Here is a 20,246-nt window from a genome sequence, read left to right as displayed (position 1 = left end):
GTAAGTGACAGCCGAAACCGTCTTTCAGCTTTCCCTCATGTGAGGGAAAGGATTATCCGGTATTAGCTCCGGTTTCCCGAAGTTATCCCAGTCTTACAGGCAGGTTGCCCACGTGTTACTCACCCGTCCGCCGCTGATCTTCAAAAGCAAGCTAATGAAGATCCGCTCGACTTGCATGTATTAGGCACGCCGCCAGCGTTCGTCCTGAGCCAGGATCAAACTCTCCAAAAAAGAGTTATGAGTTAGCTCATAAGTTAAAACGTTGGCTCATGTTTTTATAGAAGAGAAACATGATCATTTATTGTTTGTTGACGCTTGTTTGTTTAGTTTTCAAAGAGCAAGTTAGTTAGCGCGTCGCCCAGAAGCGACTTTACTAATATAACATCCAGTGTTTTTTCTGTCAACAACTTTTTCAAAAAATGTTATCGACTGAAAAGCACTTTAAGTTTTCAACCGTCTGCCGCGAAAATGTTTTTGCTGTGTTCCGCAGCGACGGTTATTAATATACCAAGTATTTTTTAAATGGTCAATAGGTTTTTTTGTTTTTTTAGGATAGTTTTTTTGCAGATCGATAATACCTGTGGAAAATACCTTGTCCTTTTGTTTCGACTTTGACTACATCAAGGATTTTCTTTTCTATCAAATATTCCACAAGGATACCGAGGTCTACAGAGTAGGGTGCCAATTCAGGATGTGACATCAATTCATTGAATGACCAATGATCATTACTCTCCATCACCTCAAGCAAATGCTGGCTACCAACCTTGGTTCTTTTATGGATTAGAAATTCACTGGCCAGGAATAATAGCTCCAGCCGCTTTTCAATGGACTCTTCACTGCAAATCAACTCTTCATATAATTTATATATTTCCGGTTCAATCTGTTTGACCTGATGCCAGACAGTAACTTCTGGATGGAAACCATTTTCGATTACCGCCAGCCTAGCCAGGTGATGCAGCGAATGGACGACATGATTATAAGCATCCAAATAATTAAAGTTGTCAAAGAGTACTCTGCCATCAGAATATCTTCTGATCAATTTAGCAAACTCAATTCCCATTTTAATTTTTCGGCCAAAGAAAGGGAACTCTCTGAGCTCGTGCTTTAGGTTGGCAATCCGTTCATTACGGTCAAAGACGATCTTTCCATTATACAGCCAATCAAATATTTTTTTGTTATTGCCTATTAACAACCAATCATTAATTTGTTTTTCAGTCACAATATGCATTGCTGCTTTTTTATCTTCATAAGAATAATGTTTTACAAAGACGGGATCATTATTTTCTTTTACTATAATAAGCATGATGACATCAAAGGTATCGGTTGCGGCGAGGGCTTTTTGCCTCTTCTCGACTACAACTACTCCTACTGTGTTAGGATGGCTTGCACGTTCTTGATAAATTGAACGAAGGATATCCTCCATAATAAACTCCTCCATTTGTTTGTTAGCATATATGTTCGACAATTATATAAAATCTCCTGCATTTCTTCTAGACAATTTTCGACACTCCCTTTGACTTTTTATGATTATCTTGCCGCAAATGGTATGATATAGTTAGATTTTAGGGAGGGAAAATTCCAATGGCTAAATATTCTAGTAAAATAAATAAAATCCGCACCTTTGCGCTGAGCCTGATTTTCATTGGCTTCATCGTTATGTACGCAGGGATCTTCTTTCGGAACTCACCCTTGGTCATGACCATTTTCATGATCCTGGGATTGCTTTTCATCGTTGCAAGCACGGTTGTTTATTTTTGGATTGGAATGTTATCGACAAAAACAGTTCAGGTTGTCTGTCCTAACTGCAATAAACAGACCAAAATGCTTGGCCGTGTGGATATTTGCATGTATTGCAATGAACCGTTAACTCTTGACCCAACTCTTGAGGGCAAAGAGTTTGATGAACAATACAACCGAAAAGAACAAAAATAGAACTCGGCTGAAGCCGAGTTCTATTTTTATATGGATTTTACTCAAAAAAAAAAAAGAAACTGATAGCTTTTGCCATCAGTGATTGGTTTAATGAGCTTCCTTCGCAGAGCAATCCGGACAAGTGCCGTAAATCTCCATTCTATGGTTACCGACCTTAAAACCAGTTACATGGGAAGCCAAGTGTTCAACCTCGTCAAGTCCTGGGTAATGGAAGTCGACGATCTTTCCGCATTTATCACAAATAACATGATAATGATGGGAAGTCACAAAGTCAAAACGACTTGAAGCATCTCCATATGTCAGTTCCTTTACCAATCCAACTTCACGGAATACTCTCAAATTGTTATAAACTGTCGCTACGCTCATATTAGGGAATTTCCCTTCAAGCGCTTTATATATCTCATCAGCTGTAGGGTGCGACATTGAGTTTATTAAAAATTCGAGTATCGCATGACGTTGCGGAGTAATACGGACTCCTGTATCCTTCAAGGTATCCAGGGCTTCTTTTAACTGACTCTGTACCACCGCCATGCACCTCACTTTACTTTAGATTATAATTCTTATTTTATAATATTTATAAATAGTGTACTAATTCCATTCCACTTTTGTCAATATTGCTACATCACAAACGTGCGCAAATGCTGCATTTGTTTTAATCCTGGTGCAAAGTTTGTTCCTTAGACCCCAGATGCATGTTCACATATCTCGCCGCAACAAACAGGAAGTCGGAGAGTCGATTCAAATAGGAAAGGACAAGCGGGTTAACCTCTTCGCCCAGTTCAACAGCCTGCCGTTCTGCCCTTCTCGCAACAGTCCTTGCTACATGCAGAGCTGCTCCAGCCTGGTGTCCTCCAGGGAGAATAAAGTTAGACAATTGCGGAAGTGCTGCATCCCAGGCATCAATCTTCGCCTCTAGTTCTTCGATGTCTTTTTCCTCAAGAGTCCACTTCACATTCTTTCCTGAAGGTGTAGCAAGTTCAGCACCGACATGGAACAATGCTGTCTGGATTTTATGAAACATTTCCTGCATGTCTTCTTTGCCGCTGAAATACTCACCGTTTAAATAGCTTAAAGCCAGCCCAATCATTGAGTTCGTTTCATCACATGTACCATAAGCTTCTACACGTTTATCATTCTTGGATACCCTTGTTCCATAAATAAGGGAAGTTGTTCCCTTGTCTCCAGTCTTCGTATAAATTTTCATCATCTAGTACCCCCTGTCCATGTCAATTACATTGAGATAATCCGACCCATTTTTAATATATGTATGCAGATTATGTTTAAAAATTTCAAAAGATCTTGGCAGATAATTTTTCGTAAGGCTTGATATATGCGGCGTTACCGTTACATTCTCCATCGTCCAGAATGGGTGACTTTCTTTCAGTGGTTCTTCATAAAATACATCCAAGTACGCGTGTGCTATCTTATTTTCCTGAAGCGCAGCAGTTAAAACCTCATCCGTGACCAAATCACCGCGGCCAATATTAATGAACACTGCTGTATTCTTCATCATGTCAAAATCGGTGAGATCCAGAAAATGCTTTGTTTCGCTCGTGCTTGGCAATACTGAGACAATGAAATCTGCTTGAGGCAAGGCACCTCGATAGTTTTCCATCGTGAATATTTCGTCAGCCCATTCGGCTTCACGCCCACTCCGATTCACACCGATTGTTTTCATATTAAAAGCTTTCGCCAGTCTCGCCACTTCTCCGCCAATAGCACCTATACCTAGAATGAGCAATGTCTTGCCGTATAATTCTCCCATTGGCAATTTACGCTCCCATGTCCTGGTCTGTTCATTTGCCAAAAGGGATCTCATTTGCTTAGCATCCTGCATCATCATGCCGATTGTAAATTCAGCCATCGGTATTTTATGAATCCCCCTGACATTGGTAACGAGAATCCCACGCTTCTTGCAGGCCGTGAATGGCATTCTATCCAGTCCGGCTGACATGACCATGATCCATTTTAATTTGTCTGCCTTGTAAATAAGTTCTTCTGTTAAATCCTCGCCGTATGTAAGAAAGATTTCCGCATCCAAAAACAAATCTTCTTTTATCCCTTTATGAAATTCAAAGCTGACTTGCGGAAATTCCTTTTTCACATCATCCTGCAAAGCAGCAGCAGGCAGAATAGAGGAGTAAATTTTCATATAGACCAAACCCTTCGTTCTATTGTCATATTAATAATTGTATTAATTTTCACGCTATTAAACAACTTCCAAGCCTTTATAAAGCATAAAAAAAGGCGGGCTGTTGTAGCCCGCTAAATCGTTTGAGGAGGTATGCCCTAATACAATGATATTCAGTTAGAGGTAAAATGAATGGACAGTAGCCTGTATTGATAAAAATAGGCGGCTAAACTTTAACCTTTCACACCATAAAACTCAGCAATTGCCTCTCGGAAGCTGTCCAGCGATTGTTCTGCCTTAAAGTTCGACAACATCCCCTGAATCACTGGAATCCGGGGCGATTCGCTTTCCACTTCACTTTCAAGCACTTCCAGTGAAACATTCAAATCTTCGGTATTTTCCAGATTGGAAATCGCATGTTTCATTTTTTTGAGGATTGTTTTAATATCCTGGGCATCCGCCAGGAAGAACGCCTTTGTTTTATTTATAAGTTCCTGGACTTTTTCTTCGGAGGCTACCGGCTCCTCTCCTTCCAGGCCATCCACTAGTGAATCGACTCTCCTAAGTATATATCCCACTAATTCATCAATCTTGAAGCCCTCCGGATTGAAAATCAGCAGCTTCATATATGAGTTAAAGAACCCTTCAAGCATAAGAGCCAAATCCCAAAGATGCGGTTCAGCTTTTTGTCCATATATAGCACGCAGACTGCTTTGATAAAACATTTGGGCTTCATAATACTTGCGGATCATCAATTCCTTTACCTCTTCATTCAGTGGTATTGCCTGTTCCCTTGATTGCATGATGATGAACTCTTTATGCTCAAGCATTGTATTGAATAACGCAGCCAGCTGTAATGAAAACTTTTCTCTTGGAGGCAGCTGCTCTTGCTCATACGCTTCAAGCTTCTTTTGTATATAATCAAAGTAGTATTCAAGAATCGCGATCAACAAAGCATCCTTGGATTTAAAGTATAAATAGAATGCTCCCTTGGAGATCCCGCTTTCCGAAACAATTTCCTGGATCGAAGTGGATGCAAATCCTTTAGTCGCATAGAGCTTGATTGCTGCTTCGATGATTGCTTTTTCCTTTTCCTTCACTCTTAAAGCCTCCCCAACTTTTAAAATAAGAATGACTGACTGGTCATAGTTTTTTATTAATATATCCTATTATAGCTTATACATTTAGCCAAATCAGCAAAAAGACAGCCTCTCTCCCGGCTGTCCTTTTGATTAAAGATTTTCTTTTATATATTCAAGGGCCTCCTCAACATGGCCTTTCACTTTTACTTTTCTCCATTCCTTGACGAGATTGCCATTCTTATCAATGATGAAGGTTGAACGTTCAATTCCCATGTATTCCTTGCCAAAGTTCTTTTTCAGCTTCCATACTCCATAATCCTCCGCCGTTTTGTGCTCTTCATCAGCCAATAGCAGGAATGGCAGACCATGCTTCTCGATGAATTTTTCATGGCGGTTGATTGGGTCGGGACTTACTCCAAGAATAACTGCGTCCACTCCTACAAAACTCTCATGGTGATCCCTGAAATCACACGCTTCCGTTGTGCAGCCAGGAGTCATGTCCTTTGGGTAAAAATAAAGCACAACATTTTTTCCTGCATAATCAGAAAGCTTGACGGTTTCCCCATTGCTTGCCGGCAGTTCAAATCCCGGTGCTTTTCCTCCAACTTCTAGTGTCATTATGTATCCCTCCAAAATCAATTCTATTATCTTTAGCCTATCTAATTTTGGAATGGAATACAAATCAAAGGAATGCGTCATGATCGTTTTTGGTCAAACATAGCCCTCGTCACAAAGGCGGCTGGAATCGTGTAGCCAATGAGTGCTTCCAAAACAGCAATTGCCCTTCCTATTCCAACCGGTGCTATATCGCCATACCCTACAGAAAATAGCGTAATGGCACTGAAGTACATACTCGTGGACATCCTTTCATATGAAGAGGTGCTCGGGCGCATGCTCACATCAGAAAGCACCCAGATCCCTTTCAGATCCAGTAAATAATACAATAGCCCAAATGCAGCCATCACCGTAGCGTATATCAGCGCAAGTGTGACGAAATTCTCGAACGAGACCTGTTTACCTTTTATCTTGTGAGGAATAAATAATGTTCTCAGACTCAAAAAGATCGCTAAAATGATCAAAATAATCGAAATGTAAAATTGCATGGGCAAGCCTCATTTCCTGCTTCTCTCCCTTCAACTATACGCTGGTGAAATTCGGAGTATGCAAGCAAGTCCCTCATTAAAGCTGCAGGATTGTATGAGCCAAGTTTTAACATGTCTTTGGGTGACGCTTTTTCGTATGATCGTTACTACGCATATCCATCGGATTTATGGATAACGCTTTTTATCCTCGGAAGCTCCTTATTGCGTCTCCATCAAGCCCATGGATAGCGCTTTTTTCCTCGTAAGCCCCTTTTTGTGTCTCCATTAAGCCCATGGATAGCGCTTTTTTCCTCGGAAGCTCCTTTTGGTGTCTCCATTAAGTCCATGGATAGCGCTTTTTTCCTCGGAAGCTCCTTTTTGTGTCTCCATTAAGCCCATGGATAGCGCTTTTTTCCTTGGAAGCCCCTTTTTGTGTCTCCATTAAGCCCATGGATAGCGCTTTTTTCCTTGGAAGCCCCTTTTTGTGTCTCCATAACTCAATCTTTTTGGATACCACATACAAAACAAAAAACCACGGAACCAATCAGCCCGTAGCTTTTTGTCAACATATTCAATTCCCGGCTCCCCGGTATCTTTTCACGCCTTCATTCCAGATGAAAACAGACAGGCTGAAAAACACAAGCCCGATCACGGGTGTCAAAAATGAGTAACCGTACCACTCATCGCGGCCCAGGAAGTAAGCTGCCGGATAGACGCCAACGAAAGCGAATGGCAGAATCCACGTCAAAACAAATCGGATTGCCTTGTTGTAGATATCTACCGGATAGCGTCCATAGTTGCCGATATTGTACATCATCGGCATGATCGATGTCCGGGCATCTGCCCAGAAACTGATGCAGGCAATCATCACGAATATGCCGGCGTATACAAGGACACCGCCCAGGACGAATAAAACGAACAAGAAAGGATCAGACCAGCTCACCTCAAGACCAAGCCGGCTTCCGGCATAATACATAACAGCCAGTCCGGTTACGGCCCCGAACAGTGACTCCAGCTCCATCCTTTCGAGAATGATCTGGAACAAGCTATGAATCGGTCTTGTCAAAATTCTGTCCAACTCTCCTTTTACAATATACCGTTCATTAAAATCCCAGATATTGAAAAAAGCCGAGAACAGTGCATAAGGCACAAGGAAAAAACCGTAAATAAAGATGATTTCATCCCTGCTCCAGCCGTTCAGGAAATCGGTATGATCGAATACCACCAGGATAAAAATCAGGTTGACAGCCTGAAACAATAAATCCGAGAAGATCTCTACAATTAAATCCGCCCGGTATTCGAGCCTTGTCTTCATATACTGGGCGACATATTGAAAAAACATGCTGATGTAAAACATACGTCACCCTCCCTGTATAATCAGTTGTTTTTTAGCAATGACCCAAAGAATCTGAATCGGGATTACCAATATCAACACCCATGCAGCCTGGATCAGAAGCCCTTCAACTGCCTGGCTTCCAGTGAAGCCCTTGGTAAAAATCATGCTTGGAATATAACTGATGCCCTGGAACGGAAGGAAACCCATGATTTCCTGTGCCCATCCAGGAAAAAAGCTGATTGGCAGCAGTAATCCTGAAAACAAGTCGATCAGTACACGCTTGGCTCGGATCAGGCCTGTATTATTATATAGAAAGAAAGTGGTAATTCCAGTAAGCAGGTTCAATTGTGTGTTGATGAAAAAGCTAAGCACAATCGAAATCGCGAACATACCCCAGGTCGCTGCAACCGCTGAAAACTCCATCGGAAAAATCAATGCGACGATGACCATACCCGGCACCGAGAAGAAGAACAGTCTGAATATCCCTTCGCCCAGTCCCTGCATCGTTTTCATTCCGAGATAGTTATATGGCCTGATCAACTCGACGGCAACCTTACCTTCCTTGATTTCCGTCGCCATTTCCCGGTCGATATTGTTAAAATAAAATGCCCTTGCCATCCAGGCAACCGCCACATATGTCGTCATTTGGACTGCACTCAAGCCTTCGATCTCACTCTTACCGCCGTAAATCGCATTCCAAAGAAAATAGTAAGCCCCGATATTGATGCTGTAAATCAAGATCCCTGTATAATAATTAGTCCTGTAAGCCAGCATCATCAAAAATCGGATGCGGATCATCTCGATATATTTATCCATGCTGTGTCATCCCTTTATCATAGATATTGCGGATGATTTCTTCTGTGGACGGCTCATTGATTTTTACATCCCTTATCTTATAGGTGGCAACTGTACGGGCGATTACCTGCGATACTGTTTCCTCATCGTCCCCTGTCACCGCAGTGAAAATCTGTTTTCTTTCATCCAGCTCCCACTTGATATCAAGGTCACCCGTCAAAGTCTCGAGACGCCTGAGGTCGGCTTTTTCAAGGAACTCAAAGCTGATTTCCTTCCCTTCGCCCCACGTTTCCTTCAGGTTTTTCAGCGCGCCATCATAGATGATATTTCCTTCATCAAGCATGACAACCCGCTCGCATAATGCTTCGATATCCGTCAGGTCATGCGTCGTGAGCAGGATCGTCGTATTGTACTTTTCATTGATTTCCTTCAAAAACTCTCTGATTTTTAATTTCACAAGCACATCCAACCCGATAGTAGGCTCATCTAGGAAAAGCAGCGGCGGATTATGGATCAGCGCGGCCGCAAGCTCACAGCGCATCCTCTGACCAAGCGACAGCTTCCTTACAGGCTTATCTAGCAACGGCTCCAGATCGAGTGTCTTGATTACATGATCCATATGCTCGTTATACTGAGCGTCTGAAACTTTATAGACCTTTTTCAACAGACGGAACGATTCCTGGACAGCAATGTCCCACCAGAGCTGAGAGCGCTGGCCGAATACGACGCCAATCGTCTGCACGAATCTTTCCCTTTCCTTGTGAGGGTTCATGCCATTGACGATGACACTCCCTGAAGTCGGGGTCAGGATCCCGGTCAACATTTTGATGGTTGTCGATTTCCCGGCTCCATTTTCGCCGATGTAACCGACCATCTCTCCTTGTTTGACGTTAAAGTTGATATCGTTCACTGCAGGAACGATTTTATAATTACGTGTAAAAAGATCACGGAAGGCGCCCGATAATCCGGAACGGCTTGAATAAGCCTTGAATTCCTTCCGCAATCCGTTCACTTCAATTGCGTTCATGAATATTTCCTCCTTTGGTCACTCAAACAGTTTAGCCAATCCTTCTGGCTAAAACAAATGCTATGCCTGATTACTCCTGGCTGTTAGAGGGTATTTTATCCACAAAAAGGAGGAGTATCAAATGGAAAAGGAATTGCTGGTCCAAAGCCACCGCCCTTATCCTTTGCCTGATATGAACTGGGTTATGACACAGGAATGGCATCACACTTTATTTGTTCACTGGCCAGTACCTGCCGCTTCATTACGGGAACATGTTCCTAAAGAGCTTGAGGTCGACACTTTTGACGGCAGCGCTTGGATCGGGATTGTCCCTTTCCAGGTCAAGAACACCAGGGGCAAGTTTACGCCTGCCATTCCTTTTTTCAGCTACTATCTTGAAGTGAATGTAAGGACATACGTAAAATACGGTCCGAGGACTGGTGTCTATTTCTTTTCACTGGATGCCGACCACTTGCTTGCAGTTCTGGGAGCAAAGGCAATTTTCGGCCTAAACTATAAACAAGCAAACATCAGCTTTCAGGAAAAAAAACATTTTGAGATGAGTTCCAGACGTGTACAGGCTGCTGTTGGAAACGCAAAAATGGAGCTGCGATATGTACCAGAAACTCAGGTGTTTTTCGCAAGTCCAGGGACGTTGGAACATTGGCTTACAGAAAGATATTGTTTGTGGACAAAACGCGGCAGTAAGCTCATCCGCGGAGACATACATCACACAAAATGGGAACTCCAAAGGGCCCAGGCTGAGATCTCACATGAAATGCTCATACCTTTTGTACAACAAGAGTTTTTAACAAAGCAGCCACTTTTGCATTACTCAAAATACAAAAAGGCCTTTTTCTGGCCGCCTAAGCTCGAAAAGTAGTTCACGGCTTTCGGGCTTTTTTTTTCGCTGAAAATGAACGAAAAGTGAAACAATCTGTAAAAAACAGAAATAATGATAAAATAAAAAAGCAGTTATATAGTAGGAGGTTTTACGATGCAAAGAACGAATTCTGAGCGGATACATAGTGAAGCTCTTGAACATATCGTAGGTGGTGTCAATAGCCCATCCCGTTCGTACAAGGCGGTTGGCGGCGGTGCCCCTATCGTGATGGAGCGTGCCCAGGGAGCATATTTCTGGGATGTGGATGGCAATCAATATATCGATTATTTAGCGGCATATGGCCCGATCATTACCGGACATGCTCACCCGCATATTACCGAAGCGATCAAAAGGGCCGCAGAAACAGGTGTCCTTTACGGAACGCCGACCCCGCATGAAGTCAAATTCGCCAAAATGCTTAAGGAAGCAATGCCAGCGCTTGATAAAGTGCGCTTTGTCAACTCCGGTACAGAGGCGGTTATGACAACGATCCGTGTGGCTAGAGCATATACAGGCCGGGATAAAATCATTAAATTTGCAGGCTGTTACCATGGACACTCTGACCTGGTGCTGGTTGCTGCAGGCTCAGGACCATCCACTCTTGGAACTCCAGACTCGGCGGGTGTACCAAAGAGCATCGCCCAGGAAGTCATCACCGTGCCATTCAATGACATTGAACCTTTCAAGGAAGCTCTTGAAAAATGGGGCGACCAGATTGCAGCGGTACTTGTGGAGCCGATTGTAGGCAACTTCGGAATTGTCGAGCCGAAACCTGGCTTTTTAGAAGAAGTGAAGGAACTTACCCATCAGGCTGGTTCCCTGATCATTTTCGATGAGGTCATTACTGCTTTCCGTTTCATGTACGGCGGAGCACAGGACTTGCTTGGGATTACACCAGACTTGACCGCTATGGGCAAAATCATCGGCGGCGGCCTTCCGATCGGTGCTTACGGCGGACGTGCCGAAATCATGGAAAAGGTTGCTCCGCTTGGTCCTGCTTATCAAGCTGGCACGATGGCTGGAAATCCGGCTTCCATTCTTTCAGGTATCGCCTGCCTTGAAGTGTTGAAGCAAGATGGTGTCTATGAGTATCTGGACCAGCTTGGTGCGCTGCTCGAGGAAGGAATCACTTCTTCTGCAAGCAAGCATGGCATTCCAATCACCATTAATCGATTGAAGGGCGCACTGACGATCTATTTTACAAAAGAAAAAATTGAGAACTATGAGCAAGCAGAGAATACCGATGGCGAAATGTTCGCACGCTTCTTCAACCTGATGCTTGAGCAAGGAATTAACCTCGCTCCTTCTAAATATGAAGCATGGTTCGTGACAATTGCCCACTCCACGGAAGACATCGAAGCAACCCTTCATGCGGTTGATCAGGCATTTTATTCAATGGCCAATGAATAAATATACAATTTTTTATACATAACAGGTGCCAACAAGGTACCTGTTATTTTTATCACCAAGAATGAAACCGTTTACATTTAAAGGTGTATTTTATTTCCACCTCTCTATTCACAAAAATCCTTCATCCAAATTAATGTATAATTAATTGATTTCTGAAAATTCTTATGATATGATTGCTATTAATATTTTAAAATTGCCATTCAAGTGGCCGCTTAAAATCCCTGCTTTAAATTCCCGTCTAAGGTTATACCCTCATGTACCAAGCTATCAAACAACAGATCATAGATTATTTTTTCAGGAGGTGAAACGGCTTAAAAGAACCCTTTATAAGCCGATTTTTATGACAACACAATGGAACCCTTCCCAATTTAAGGACTTTTCACGATTTGAACACGATGCATGCGGAATTGTTGCCAGCATTGAAAAAAAGAAAACCCCTACACGGGAGAATATTTTCCACTGTATCAACGGCCTGGTCACGATGAACCATCGCGCTGGTTTTATCAATGGCGAGGGTGATGGTGTTGGCGTGCACATTGACATCCCTCGCGCACTATGGAAGGAAAAGCTTGCTGCAGTCGGCGCGGATGTTAATGCAGTCGACAAAGAAAACTTTGTGGTCGGACATGTTTTTATCACAAGGACGGAGCAGGCAAAGGCGATTCAGGATGAGCTTGAGGCAAAGCTAGCAGAACAGAATATAGAGCTGATTTTTTCATCAGTCAAGGTCACTGATTCAGGGGCACTCGGCCCGATTGCTATTCAGGAAAACCCTGTATTCTGGCAGTTCGCTTGCCTTGCAGACCAAACAGGTCAGGAGCTTTCCGGCAAATTGTTTGATATGATCGTAGATTTCGAGAAAAACGATCAGGTTCATGTGGCCTCCCTTAGCCAATATCATGCTGTTTATAAGGTAATGGGCGCAGGAGATATTCTTCCTAAATACTATCATGATCTGGCCAGCCCGCTCGTGGCATCTACCATGACACTTGGACACAATCGCTATTCAACTAATACTCTATCAAGCTTTTTCCGTGTCCAGCCGTTCAGCGTCCTTGGGCATAACGGTGAAATCAATACAATCGCAAGGCTACGCGATGAAGCGCGCATGGTCAATGTGCCGCTTGTAAAAGACGGAAGTGACTCACAGGACCTCAGCCGTACAATTGAAACGTTTATTTGTCGTGATGGTTATTCTTTATTTGAGGCAATGGACATGATGTTCCCGCCAATCATCAATGAAATCAAAGCTTATCCGGAACATTTGCAAGATTTATATACTTATATACGCGAAGCATGGGGCCATTTCGCCCAGGGACCTGCTGGCATCATTTCACGCTTTGGAGATGAAGCAGTATTCAGTGTAGACGCACTAGGCCTGCGCCCGCTTTGGATGGTAGACACAGAAAGCTCTTACCTATTTTCATCTGAGCCGGGAATCATCCTGTCTACCGAGTACACAGGTGATCCAAAACCACTTGCACCAGGCGAGAAGGTCGGCCTGAAATGGAACGGTGACACAATTGAAGTATTTGAAATGGAACAATTTCAGGGTGAAGTATTCAAGCGTTTTTCAGAGCGCCTTGCTTTCCAGGAAGCCCGCCATCGCCTAGAGGGCCCACAGCTTGGCAAGACGGTTACAATGACATATCCGGATAAAATCCATAACGGACAATATAAAGCATTTGGCTGGGAGCGTGACCACATTCAGCTTGTCGAACAGATGGCTGAAAAAGGCGCCGAGCCAATCCGCTCGCTTGGACACGACGCACCGCTTGCTGCAATGAATCCAGAGCGAAAGAATATCGCAGACTTCATTAAAGAAAGTGTTGCTGTCGTTACGAATCCCGCTATAGACCGTGATCGTGAAGCTGAACATTTCTCAACACGGACTGTACTCGGCAAGCGCCCTTCCCTGTTCGGCAAATCCGAGACAGGGAAAGTCGTAGAATTGATCACACCTCTCCTTGTAGAAGGAAAGGCAGGCTACGAGGTTTCATTGGAAACTGGCCAGCCAAGCATGGACCAGGTCATTCAGTGCTACCAGAATGAAAAGCTTGCGGCGTATCTGGAAACGGTTTTCCATAATGATGAAACCGTTAAAGAAGCCCTTGAAAGGCTTGCTGCTGAGGCGATTGCTGCTGTTAAGGATGGCAAAACATTGCTTGTTCTTGACGACGCGATGTCCCATCAGGAAAATGCACTGTGGCTCGATCCGCACCTTGTCGTTTCGGCGATCGATCAGGCTCTTGTAAAAGAAGGCTTGCGCCGTGACTGCTCACTCCTGCTGCGTTCTGCTTCATTAAGATCGCTGCATGATATCATTGTTGCCCTAGGCCTTGGCGCCGACGCAGTCAGCCCGTACTATATGTTCATGACCGTGCTTGATGAGTCTGTCAAGCCGCTCGTTAACCTATACAGCGCCTTGACGAAGGGCCTTGAAAAAGTTATTTCTACTATTGGTATCCATGAATTGCGTGCATATGGACGTTTATTCTCAAGCATAGGCCTGAATGATGAAGTAGCAGATTATTTGGTGGTCGTGAACTTCTTTGGTTCCAATGAACTTGCATACAATTTCGAGGCAATGAAAGAAGATGCATTGAAAAGAGCTGAAGATTTCCAAAACGAAAAAGAGCGGATCGGCAAAACGTTCCACCTCTTCCCTCGTATCTGGAAGGCGATTGGCGAAGTTGCTTCCACTGGAGATTACAGCGTCTACCGCGAGAAAATTTCCGAACAGGAAGACAGCAACCCGACAACCATCCGTCATTTGACTGGATTGAAGAAGGCTGAGACAGGGGTTTCACCGGAGGAAGTTGAAATTGGTGTTGGCGACCACAGCCTGCCGTTCGTCATTGCATCGATGTCATTCGGTTCTCAAAATGAAATTGCTTTCCGCGCTTATGCTGAAGGTGCCGACCGTCTTAACATGGTCAGCATGAACGGCGAGGGCGGCGAAATAAAGGATATGCTTGGCAAATACCCGCGCACTCGCGGCCAGCAGGTTGCTTCGGGACGTTTCGGCGTGAATGCTGAATTGCTGAATTCCTCCAACCTTTTGGAAATCAAAATTGGCCAGGGCGCGAAGCCTGGTGAAGGCGGACACCTTCCTGGTTCTAAGGTTACGGCTAAAATCGCGGAAGCAAGGAATGCGACAATTGGATCAGATTTGATTTCACCGTCAAACAACCATGATATCTATTCGATTGAAGACCTTGCGCAAATGATTCATGAGTTGAAGACAGCCAATGACCAGGCACGAGTTGCCGTTAAGGTTCCTGTCGTTCCGAATATCGGCACGATTGCAGTCGGTATCGCAAAAGCTGGTGCGGATATCATCACATTGAGCGGCTTCGATGGCGGTACTGGTGCTGCCCGAATTCACGCCCTTCAATATGTTGGGCTGCCGGCAGAAATCGGCATCAAAGCCGCACACAACGCCCTGCTTGAAGCCGGCTTGCGCGACAACGTCGAGCTTTGGGCTGACGGTGGTGTGAAGAGTGCTCAGGATGTCATTAAATATATGCTTTTAGGTGCGAATCGCGTCGGCTTCGGTACGCTGTCAATGCTTGCTATCGGCTGTACAACTTGCCGCGGCTGCCATCTTGATACTTGCCATGTAGGAATCGCGACACAGATTGATTCCGAGGCACAGGCTAAGGAACACGGACTGCGCCGATTTGTACCGCGCCAGTTCGATCTTGCTGTACAGGGCATCATGAATCTGTTCACTGCTTTTGGCAATGAGCTTAAGGCCCTCGCTGCATCTGCCGGCATCAAGAATTTACAGGAAGCAGTTGGCCGTTCAGACTTGCTTGAACAAATCAAAGGAAAAGATATGCTTGACCTGACTTACCTGCTGAAGCCGCTTGAAATTGGCCAAATCACGCATCAAAAAGAGGCTGCCGCTTCCCTTGCTTCTGCAAAGCTTCAGGTTGCAGCAGGCGCTGAATACCTTGATGCTGTCGATGAAGAACTTCATCAGTCACGTGAATTCCAGGCTGTTACTGCCGAGCAGCGAGTGCTTGCAAGCAGGGTTTCCTGCCACCGAGTCCGCGGACGCCTGGATGGCTCCTACAGAAAGCTACAGCCAGTTAAGCTCCGTTATAAAGGATCCATCCTTGGAAACGGACTTGGCGCTTATAACACAGACGGCATCAGTATAGAAATTGATGGCGGCGGCCAGGACGGAGTCGGCAAGACGTCATTCGGAGGAGCAATTTTAATTGCAAAATCTCCTGGCAAGGACGGAGGTTTCTACAACGGTTCCGTAGGTAAAGGATTTGGATACGGGGCGCAGAAAGGCTTGCTCGTAGCACAGGGCAATGCAGATGCTCGTGCAGGGATCCGTTTATCGGGAGCAGATATGATCATCGGCGGTCAGGTGAAAAAGCCTATTCCTGTAAAAGAATTCGGGAATCTTGGAACAAACGCCAATATCAAAGGCTTTGCTTTTGAATATATGACCAACGGCCGCGGACTTGTACTCGGCGATCCAGGACCATGGATTTGCGCAGGCATGACAGGCGGTGTCGTTTATCTGAGACACCAGCCGGAGATGGGCTTGACAAAAGAAGCCATCGCCCGCCGAATCGCCAAAGGCGCGAAAGTTTCCATTGAGACCCTCTCAGCAAAAGGCATCAGCGATGTAAAAGAATTGCTGGCGAACTACATCGAAATGGTCAGAAACCATGGCCAGGAAAACGAAGCTACTGACCTCGCCCTTCTGCTGGAACATCCGGAAGATCACTTCATCCAGGTCGTTCCTGTCAAAGAGCAGGCAGACCCAGCAGTATCAACTGAATGATTCACGAAAATGGCTCCGTCACTTGAACGGAGCCATTTGTTTTGTCATGTATGACTTGTTTCCTCATCTGGATTAATATTAATTGGATTTTCAGGTTGTATTCGGTTAATGCTTAATAATTGATTTGAAACACCTGTTGATTGTAGTGGAAGGCTCGTAGACTCCAGCGGGATCAGCTGGACAGATGAGACCTCGCAGGCGCCAACGGCTGCGAAGGAGGTTCATCGCCAGCCCCAAAGAAGAATTCGCCTTTTGAAAAAGCCGGCAGTAGGGCTTTTTCATAATTCTTCCCGCGGAAAGCGAAGCGCCTGGAACGAAAATCAACAGCCTTGTTGACAGATTATTTTTAAGAATATTACCTCTTTTTCAAGAATATCTTTCATTATTACATAAATAAGCTGTATCAAGGAATTCCACTCTAATCGACATTGTAACCACTTACATAAAAAACAGGCTTAGTTTTCGTAAAATTGTCGCTTGAACTTCTTGGAAATCCGTTGTATAGTACATAATTGTTTAGTTTTGAACAAAATGGTTTAAAGTATAAATTAATGAATGAGATTTTCTGTCTCTGAATGAAAGGAATCCACTTCCCATGAAACTTGGTGCCCGCATACTGAAAACGGGAATTGCCATCACACTCGCTTTATTTTTATCGCATATTTTCGATCTTCCATCTCCGGTGTTTGCCGGGATTGCTGCGATTTTTGCCCTGCAGCCAACTGTATACCGCTCTTATCAATCGATTATTGAACATATCCAGGGCAATCTGATCGGGGCCGCTACCGCTGTATTATTCGTAATGGCGTTCGGCAACAGTATTTTCATTATTGGCCTTGCCGCGGTACTTGTGATCACTTTAAACCTTAAGCTGAAACTGGGAAACACCATTTCGCTTTCTCTTGTAACATTGATTGCGATCATGGAGACACCTGGTGATGATTTCATTCAGTTTGCACTGATCCGCTTCTCGACCATCATGCTTGGGGTTGTATCAGCATTTATTGTGAATCTTGTATTCCTGCCGCCAAAGTATGAAAATAAGCTGTATTACAAGAGTTCTATTTTATCTGAGGAAATTACGAAGTGGATCAGGCTGAGCACACGTCACGCCTCCGAGCATCAGCTCCTGAAGGTAGATATTGAGAAGCTCCGCGAGGGTATCATCAAGCTGGATCAGCTCTACATGATGTATAAGGAAGAACGTGATTATTTTAAAAATAATCCACTTGCTAAATCGCGCAAGCTTGTCATATACAGGCAGATGATCACCACGGTTAAAAAATCGCTTGAGACGCTCAAAAGGCTTCACCGCTACGAAAATGAATTTAATCAGCTTCCTGTTGAGTTCCAGGAAGTCATCCAGCATCAGCTGGATTGCCTGATCAACCACCATGAACAGGTGATGCTAAAGTATGTCGGCAAAGTAAGACCTGAAGCATCCTATATTGAGGGTGAGGTTTGCCTGAATAAGGAGCAGCTGTTTGAATTATTTTTAGCGCAGAGAAATGAACTGGCTCAAACGAACAGCCAGATGCTTTATCATGTCATGCAGCTCGTATCGATCATCATGGAATACGGTGAGCAGGTTGAGCATCTGGATACTCTCGTCACCAGCTTCCATTCCTACCATAAAGATGATAGCAATGTAACGATGGATCAAAATACGGAAATTTAAAAGCAGCTGGTTTTTCAGCTGCTTTTTCTTGTTACTTATAGTTACACTAACTTTTCATTCTAGGATCCAATGCATCCCTCAGGCCATCGCCCATCAGGTTGAATCCCAGTACTGTCAGCATGATTGCCAGGCCTGGGAAAATCATTGTCCATGGTGCCTGGATCATGAATTGCTTAGCGTCAGCAAGCATCTTTCCCCATTCGGGATTTGGCGCCTCAGCACCAAGGCCGAGGAATCCAAGAGCAGCAGCTTCAATGATTGCCGTGGCAATCGCAAGCGTACCTTGGACGATAATCGGTGCCATACTGTTTGGCAATATATGCTGGAACAAAATCCTGCTGTCCTTCATTCCGACCGCCTTGGCAGCCATGATGTATTCCTCTTCTTTTACGCTAAGGACTCTTGAACGGATCAGCCTTCCGAAGTTTGGAATATTGATGATGGCAATCGCAATCAACGCATTTCGCAGAGAAGGCCCCAGAACGGCAACAATCGCAATGGCCAGTAGAATACTAGGAAAAGCGAGCATAATATCAAAAATCCTTGAAATGATTGTATCGACCCATCTGCCATAATATCCAGCAAGAATTCCCAACAGACAGCCGACAACGATTGAACCCATTACCGCAAAGGTCCCTACCCATAAGGAAATCCTCGCTCCATATATAACTCTCGATAAGATATCCCGTCCAAAATCATCTGTGCCAAACCAGTGGTCAGCTGAAGGAGCTTGAAGACGAACCTCCATTTTCTGATCATTAATCCCTTCTGGCGCAATCAAAGGTGCAAAGATTGCTAGCAAAACAAAAAACAAGACGATGGCCGTTCCAACGAGAGCCAATTTATTCTTCTTGAAGCTATACCATGCTTCTGCCCAGGGAGACGCCACTTTTTCTTCTACCTGCACGGTTGGCGGCTGTATCTGTTTTTGAGTTGAAATCTCCATCTGCTCTCTCCCCTTCCATCAACGGTATTTGATCCGAGGATCAATTGCTGCGTATAATAAGTCAACTACAAGGTTGATCATTACAAAAATTATGGCAATGATCAGAATCCCCGACTGGATAACCGGATAATCACGATAATTGATTGCCTCGTAGATATATCGACCTATTCCCGGCCAACTGAAAATTGTCTCAGTCAGGATCGCTCCGCCAAGCAGAAGTCCTGTCTGCAAGCCTATGATGGTCAATACAGGGATGATCGCATTTTTAAGGGAGTGCTTATAAACAACCCAGAACATGCTCAAACCCTTCGCCCTTGCCGTCCTGATAAAATCAGACCTCATGACCTCAAGCATCGTGGAACGAGTAATCCTCGCAATGATGGCCATCGGAATTGTCGCCAGCGCCATTGCCGGCAGCACCAGATGCTTCAGGACCTCGACAAACTGGTCAGTACGTCCCTGGATCAGGGTATCAATGATATAAAAGTTCGTGATCGCATCGACCGGATTCCGCACTTCTTCACGCCCTGAAGTCGGGAGGATATCAAGGTTGATGGCGAACAGCCACTGTTCCATCAAACCTAGCCAGAAAATTGGCATTGATACACCGATAAGCGCAAAAATCATTGCCCCGTAATCAAACCAGGAATTTTGGAACCATGCACTGATGATTCCAGCATTTACACCTATGACAATTGCTATTAACATCGCAACAAAAGACAATTCCATTGTTGCTGCAAGATATGGCCAGATTTCACTGCTGATAGCTGACTTCGTCCTTAAAGATTCTCCTAAATCACCGGTCAGCAGCCCTCCAAGATATGTAAAATATTGTACATACCAAGGCTGGTCAAGCCCCAGTTCTCTCGTTAAATCTGCAATTGCTTCTTTAGTGGCCAGCTGCCCGAGAATGACTTGGGCGGGATCGCCAGGGATTGCTCTGATCATAAAAAATACAATAAGTGAAAGACCCAATAGTACAGGAATCAGTGAAAAAAACCTTCTGACAGAATAGGCAAACACCTTCCCACCTCATTTCTTGATGAAAAGCGTAAGCGCCTTGGTCAGCCCCGACAAGCGCTGGAGGGCCGACCGGTGAAGTCGTTCTTTGACTTCATCGGGCGGACCGAAACCGAAATGTATAGCCGACTGTCC

General features: G+C 44.4%; 17 protein-coding genes and 1 rRNA gene. 5 read left to right on the top strand and 13 right to left on the bottom strand.

The window, feature by feature from the left end; translation table 11 throughout:
• Together J7I80_RS17665 and J7I80_RS17660 are read right to left on the bottom strand one after the other, a co-directional pair.
• Positions 1 to 231: ribosomal RNA gene (locus J7I80_RS17665) — 16S ribosomal RNA — on the bottom strand; the annotation flags it as partial.
• A gap of 316 nt (positions 232 to 547) precedes the next feature.
• Positions 548 to 1,423, bottom strand: a complete 876-nt coding sequence (locus J7I80_RS17660) for a nucleotidyltransferase-like protein (RefSeq protein ID WP_214739947.1) — start codon at positions 1,421 to 1,423, stop codon at positions 548 to 550.
• Between the two features lie 158 nt (positions 1,424 to 1,581).
• On the opposite strand from J7I80_RS17660, the gene J7I80_RS17655 reads away from it, so the two are divergent.
• Positions 1,582 to 1,932: a YgzB family protein gene (locus J7I80_RS17655; protein ID WP_214739945.1), complete on the top strand. Its 351-nt coding sequence runs from the start codon at positions 1,582 to 1,584 to the stop codon at positions 1,930 to 1,932.
• Between the two features lie 87 nt (positions 1,933 to 2,019).
• Here the strand turns inward: J7I80_RS17655 and perR are convergent, their stop codons facing one another.
• The 9 genes from perR to J7I80_RS17610 form a co-directional block, all read right to left on the bottom strand.
• Positions 2,020 to 2,463 (bottom strand): peroxide-responsive transcriptional repressor PerR, encoded by a 444-nt coding sequence (gene perR, locus J7I80_RS17650; RefSeq protein WP_225650525.1) that lies wholly within the window; start codon positions 2,461 to 2,463, stop codon positions 2,020 to 2,022.
• Between the two features lie 121 nt (positions 2,464 to 2,584).
• Positions 2,585 to 3,136 (bottom strand): cob(I)yrinic acid a,c-diamide adenosyltransferase, encoded by a 552-nt coding sequence (locus J7I80_RS17645; RefSeq protein ID WP_214739949.1) that lies wholly within the window; start codon positions 3,134 to 3,136, stop codon positions 2,585 to 2,587.
• 3 nt (positions 3,137 to 3,139) lie between these two features.
• Positions 3,140 to 4,084 carry a D-2-hydroxyacid dehydrogenase gene (locus J7I80_RS17640; protein WP_214739943.1) on the bottom strand — a complete coding sequence of 315 codons (945 nt, stop codon included), beginning with the start codon at positions 4,082 to 4,084 and terminating at the stop codon, positions 3,140 to 3,142.
• A 212-nt stretch (positions 4,085 to 4,296) separates the two neighbouring features.
• A complete protein-coding gene (locus J7I80_RS17635; protein ID WP_214739941.1) occupies positions 4,297 to 5,163 on the bottom strand; it encodes a TetR/AcrR family transcriptional regulator in 867 nt (288 codons plus the stop codon).
• Positions 5,164 to 5,295: 132 nt separating this feature from the next.
• Positions 5,296 to 5,763 carry a thioredoxin-dependent thiol peroxidase gene (gene bcp, locus J7I80_RS17630; protein ID WP_214739939.1) on the bottom strand — a complete coding sequence of 156 codons (468 nt, stop codon included), beginning with the start codon at positions 5,761 to 5,763 and terminating at the stop codon, positions 5,296 to 5,298.
• A 77-nt stretch (positions 5,764 to 5,840) separates the two neighbouring features.
• Positions 5,841 to 6,248 carry a potassium channel family protein gene (locus tag J7I80_RS17625; protein ID WP_214739937.1) on the bottom strand — a complete coding sequence of 136 codons (408 nt, stop codon included), beginning with the start codon at positions 6,246 to 6,248 and terminating at the stop codon, positions 5,841 to 5,843.
• Between the two features lie 550 nt (positions 6,249 to 6,798).
• Positions 6,799 to 7,584: an ABC transporter permease gene (locus tag J7I80_RS17620; RefSeq protein ID WP_214739935.1), complete on the bottom strand. Its 786-nt coding sequence runs from the start codon at positions 7,582 to 7,584 to the stop codon at positions 6,799 to 6,801.
• Between the two features lie 3 nt (positions 7,585 to 7,587).
• The gene (locus J7I80_RS17615; protein WP_214739933.1) at positions 7,588 to 8,379 is read right to left on the bottom strand and encodes an ABC transporter permease; all 792 of its coding nucleotides are present in this window, start codon (positions 8,377 to 8,379) and stop codon (positions 7,588 to 7,590) included.
• Positions 8,372 to 9,385, bottom strand: a complete 1,014-nt coding sequence (locus J7I80_RS17610; protein ID WP_214739931.1) for an ABC transporter ATP-binding protein — start codon at positions 9,383 to 9,385, stop codon at positions 8,372 to 8,374. Before J7I80_RS17610 ends, J7I80_RS17615 begins: the two co-directional genes overlap by 8 nt.
• Positions 9,386 to 9,506: 121 nt before the next feature.
• Between J7I80_RS17610 and J7I80_RS17605 the strand changes: the two genes are divergently transcribed.
• The 4 genes from J7I80_RS17605 to J7I80_RS17590 all read left to right on the top strand — a co-directional run bounded on the left by J7I80_RS17605 (position 9,507) and on the right by J7I80_RS17590 (position 18,145).
• Complete coding sequence (locus tag J7I80_RS17605; protein WP_214739929.1) at positions 9,507 to 10,247, top strand: YqjF family protein; 741 nt, start codon at positions 9,507 to 9,509, stop codon at positions 10,245 to 10,247.
• A 114-nt stretch (positions 10,248 to 10,361) separates the two neighbouring features.
• The gene (locus J7I80_RS17600) at positions 10,362 to 11,657 is read left to right on the top strand and encodes a glutamate-1-semialdehyde 2,1-aminomutase (protein WP_214739927.1); all 1,296 of its coding nucleotides are present in this window, start codon (positions 10,362 to 10,364) and stop codon (positions 11,655 to 11,657) included.
• Positions 11,658 to 11,997: 340 nt separating this feature from the next.
• A complete protein-coding gene (locus J7I80_RS17595; protein WP_214739925.1) occupies positions 11,998 to 16,467 on the top strand; it encodes a glutamate synthase-related protein in 4,470 nt (1,489 codons plus the stop codon).
• A 595-nt stretch (positions 16,468 to 17,062) separates the two neighbouring features.
• Positions 17,063 to 18,145 (top strand): FUSC family protein, encoded by a 1,083-nt coding sequence (locus tag J7I80_RS17590; RefSeq protein WP_214739923.1) that lies wholly within the window; start codon positions 17,063 to 17,065, stop codon positions 18,143 to 18,145.
• Positions 18,146 to 18,191: 46 nt separating this feature from the next.
• On the opposite strand, the gene J7I80_RS17585 is transcribed toward J7I80_RS17590, so the two are convergent.
• Both J7I80_RS17585 and J7I80_RS17580 read right to left on the bottom strand, forming a co-directional pair.
• Complete coding sequence (locus J7I80_RS17585) at positions 18,192 to 19,091, bottom strand: ABC transporter permease (protein WP_214739921.1); 900 nt, start codon at positions 19,089 to 19,091, stop codon at positions 18,192 to 18,194.
• An 18-nt stretch (positions 19,092 to 19,109) separates the two neighbouring features.
• The gene (locus J7I80_RS17580; RefSeq protein ID WP_214739918.1) at positions 19,110 to 20,114 is read right to left on the bottom strand and encodes an ABC transporter permease; all 1,005 of its coding nucleotides are present in this window, start codon (positions 20,112 to 20,114) and stop codon (positions 19,110 to 19,112) included.
• Positions 20,115 to 20,246: the final 132 nt, after the last annotated feature.

The organism is Bacillus sp. ISL-41 (assembly GCF_018613235.1).
GTDB lineage: Bacteria > Bacillota > Bacilli > Bacillales > Cytobacillaceae > Mesobacillus.
The sequence above is the reverse complement of the archived record's forward strand: the minus strand, read 5'-3'. Positions and strand labels throughout refer to the sequence as shown.

Coding starts and splice junctions, on each gene's coding strand:
- J7I80_RS17660 (WP_214739947.1), bottom strand. CDS start 1,423: ATGGAGGATATCCTTCGTTCAATTTATCAAGAACGTGCAAGCCATCCT.
- J7I80_RS17655 (WP_214739945.1), top strand. CDS start 1,582: ATGGCTAAATATTCTAGTAAAATAAATAAAATCCGCACCTTTGCGCTG.
- perR (WP_225650525.1), bottom strand. CDS start 2,463: ATGGCGGTGGTACAGAGTCAGTTAAAAGAAGCCCTGGATACCTTGAAG.
- J7I80_RS17645 (WP_214739949.1), bottom strand. CDS start 3,136: ATGAAAATTTATACGAAGACTGGAGACAAGGGAACAACTTCCCTTATT.
- J7I80_RS17640 (WP_214739943.1), bottom strand. CDS start 4,084: ATGAAAATTTACTCCTCTATTCTGCCTGCTGCTGCTTTGCAGGATGAT.
- bcp (WP_214739939.1), bottom strand. CDS start 5,763: ATGACACTAGAAGTTGGAGGAAAAGCACCGGGATTTGAACTGCCGGCA.
- J7I80_RS17625 (WP_214739937.1), bottom strand. CDS start 6,248: ATGCAATTTTACATTTCGATTATTTTGATCATTTTAGCGATCTTTTTG.
- J7I80_RS17620 (WP_214739935.1), bottom strand. CDS start 7,584: ATGTTTTACATCAGCATGTTTTTTCAATATGTCGCCCAGTATATGAAG.
- J7I80_RS17615 (WP_214739933.1), bottom strand. CDS start 8,379: ATGGATAAATATATCGAGATGATCCGCATCCGATTTTTGATGATGCTG.
- J7I80_RS17610 (WP_214739931.1), bottom strand. CDS start 9,385: ATGAACGCAATTGAAGTGAACGGATTGCGGAAGGAATTCAAGGCTTAT.
- J7I80_RS17605 (WP_214739929.1), top strand. CDS start 9,507: ATGGAAAAGGAATTGCTGGTCCAAAGCCACCGCCCTTATCCTTTGCCT.
- J7I80_RS17600 (WP_214739927.1), top strand. CDS start 10,362: ATGCAAAGAACGAATTCTGAGCGGATACATAGTGAAGCTCTTGAACAT.
- J7I80_RS17595 (WP_214739925.1), top strand. CDS start 11,998: ATGACAACACAATGGAACCCTTCCCAATTTAAGGACTTTTCACGATTT.
- J7I80_RS17590 (WP_214739923.1), top strand. CDS start 17,063: ATGAAACTTGGTGCCCGCATACTGAAAACGGGAATTGCCATCACACTC.
- J7I80_RS17585 (WP_214739921.1), bottom strand. CDS start 19,091: ATGGAGATTTCAACTCAAAAACAGATACAGCCGCCAACCGTGCAGGTA.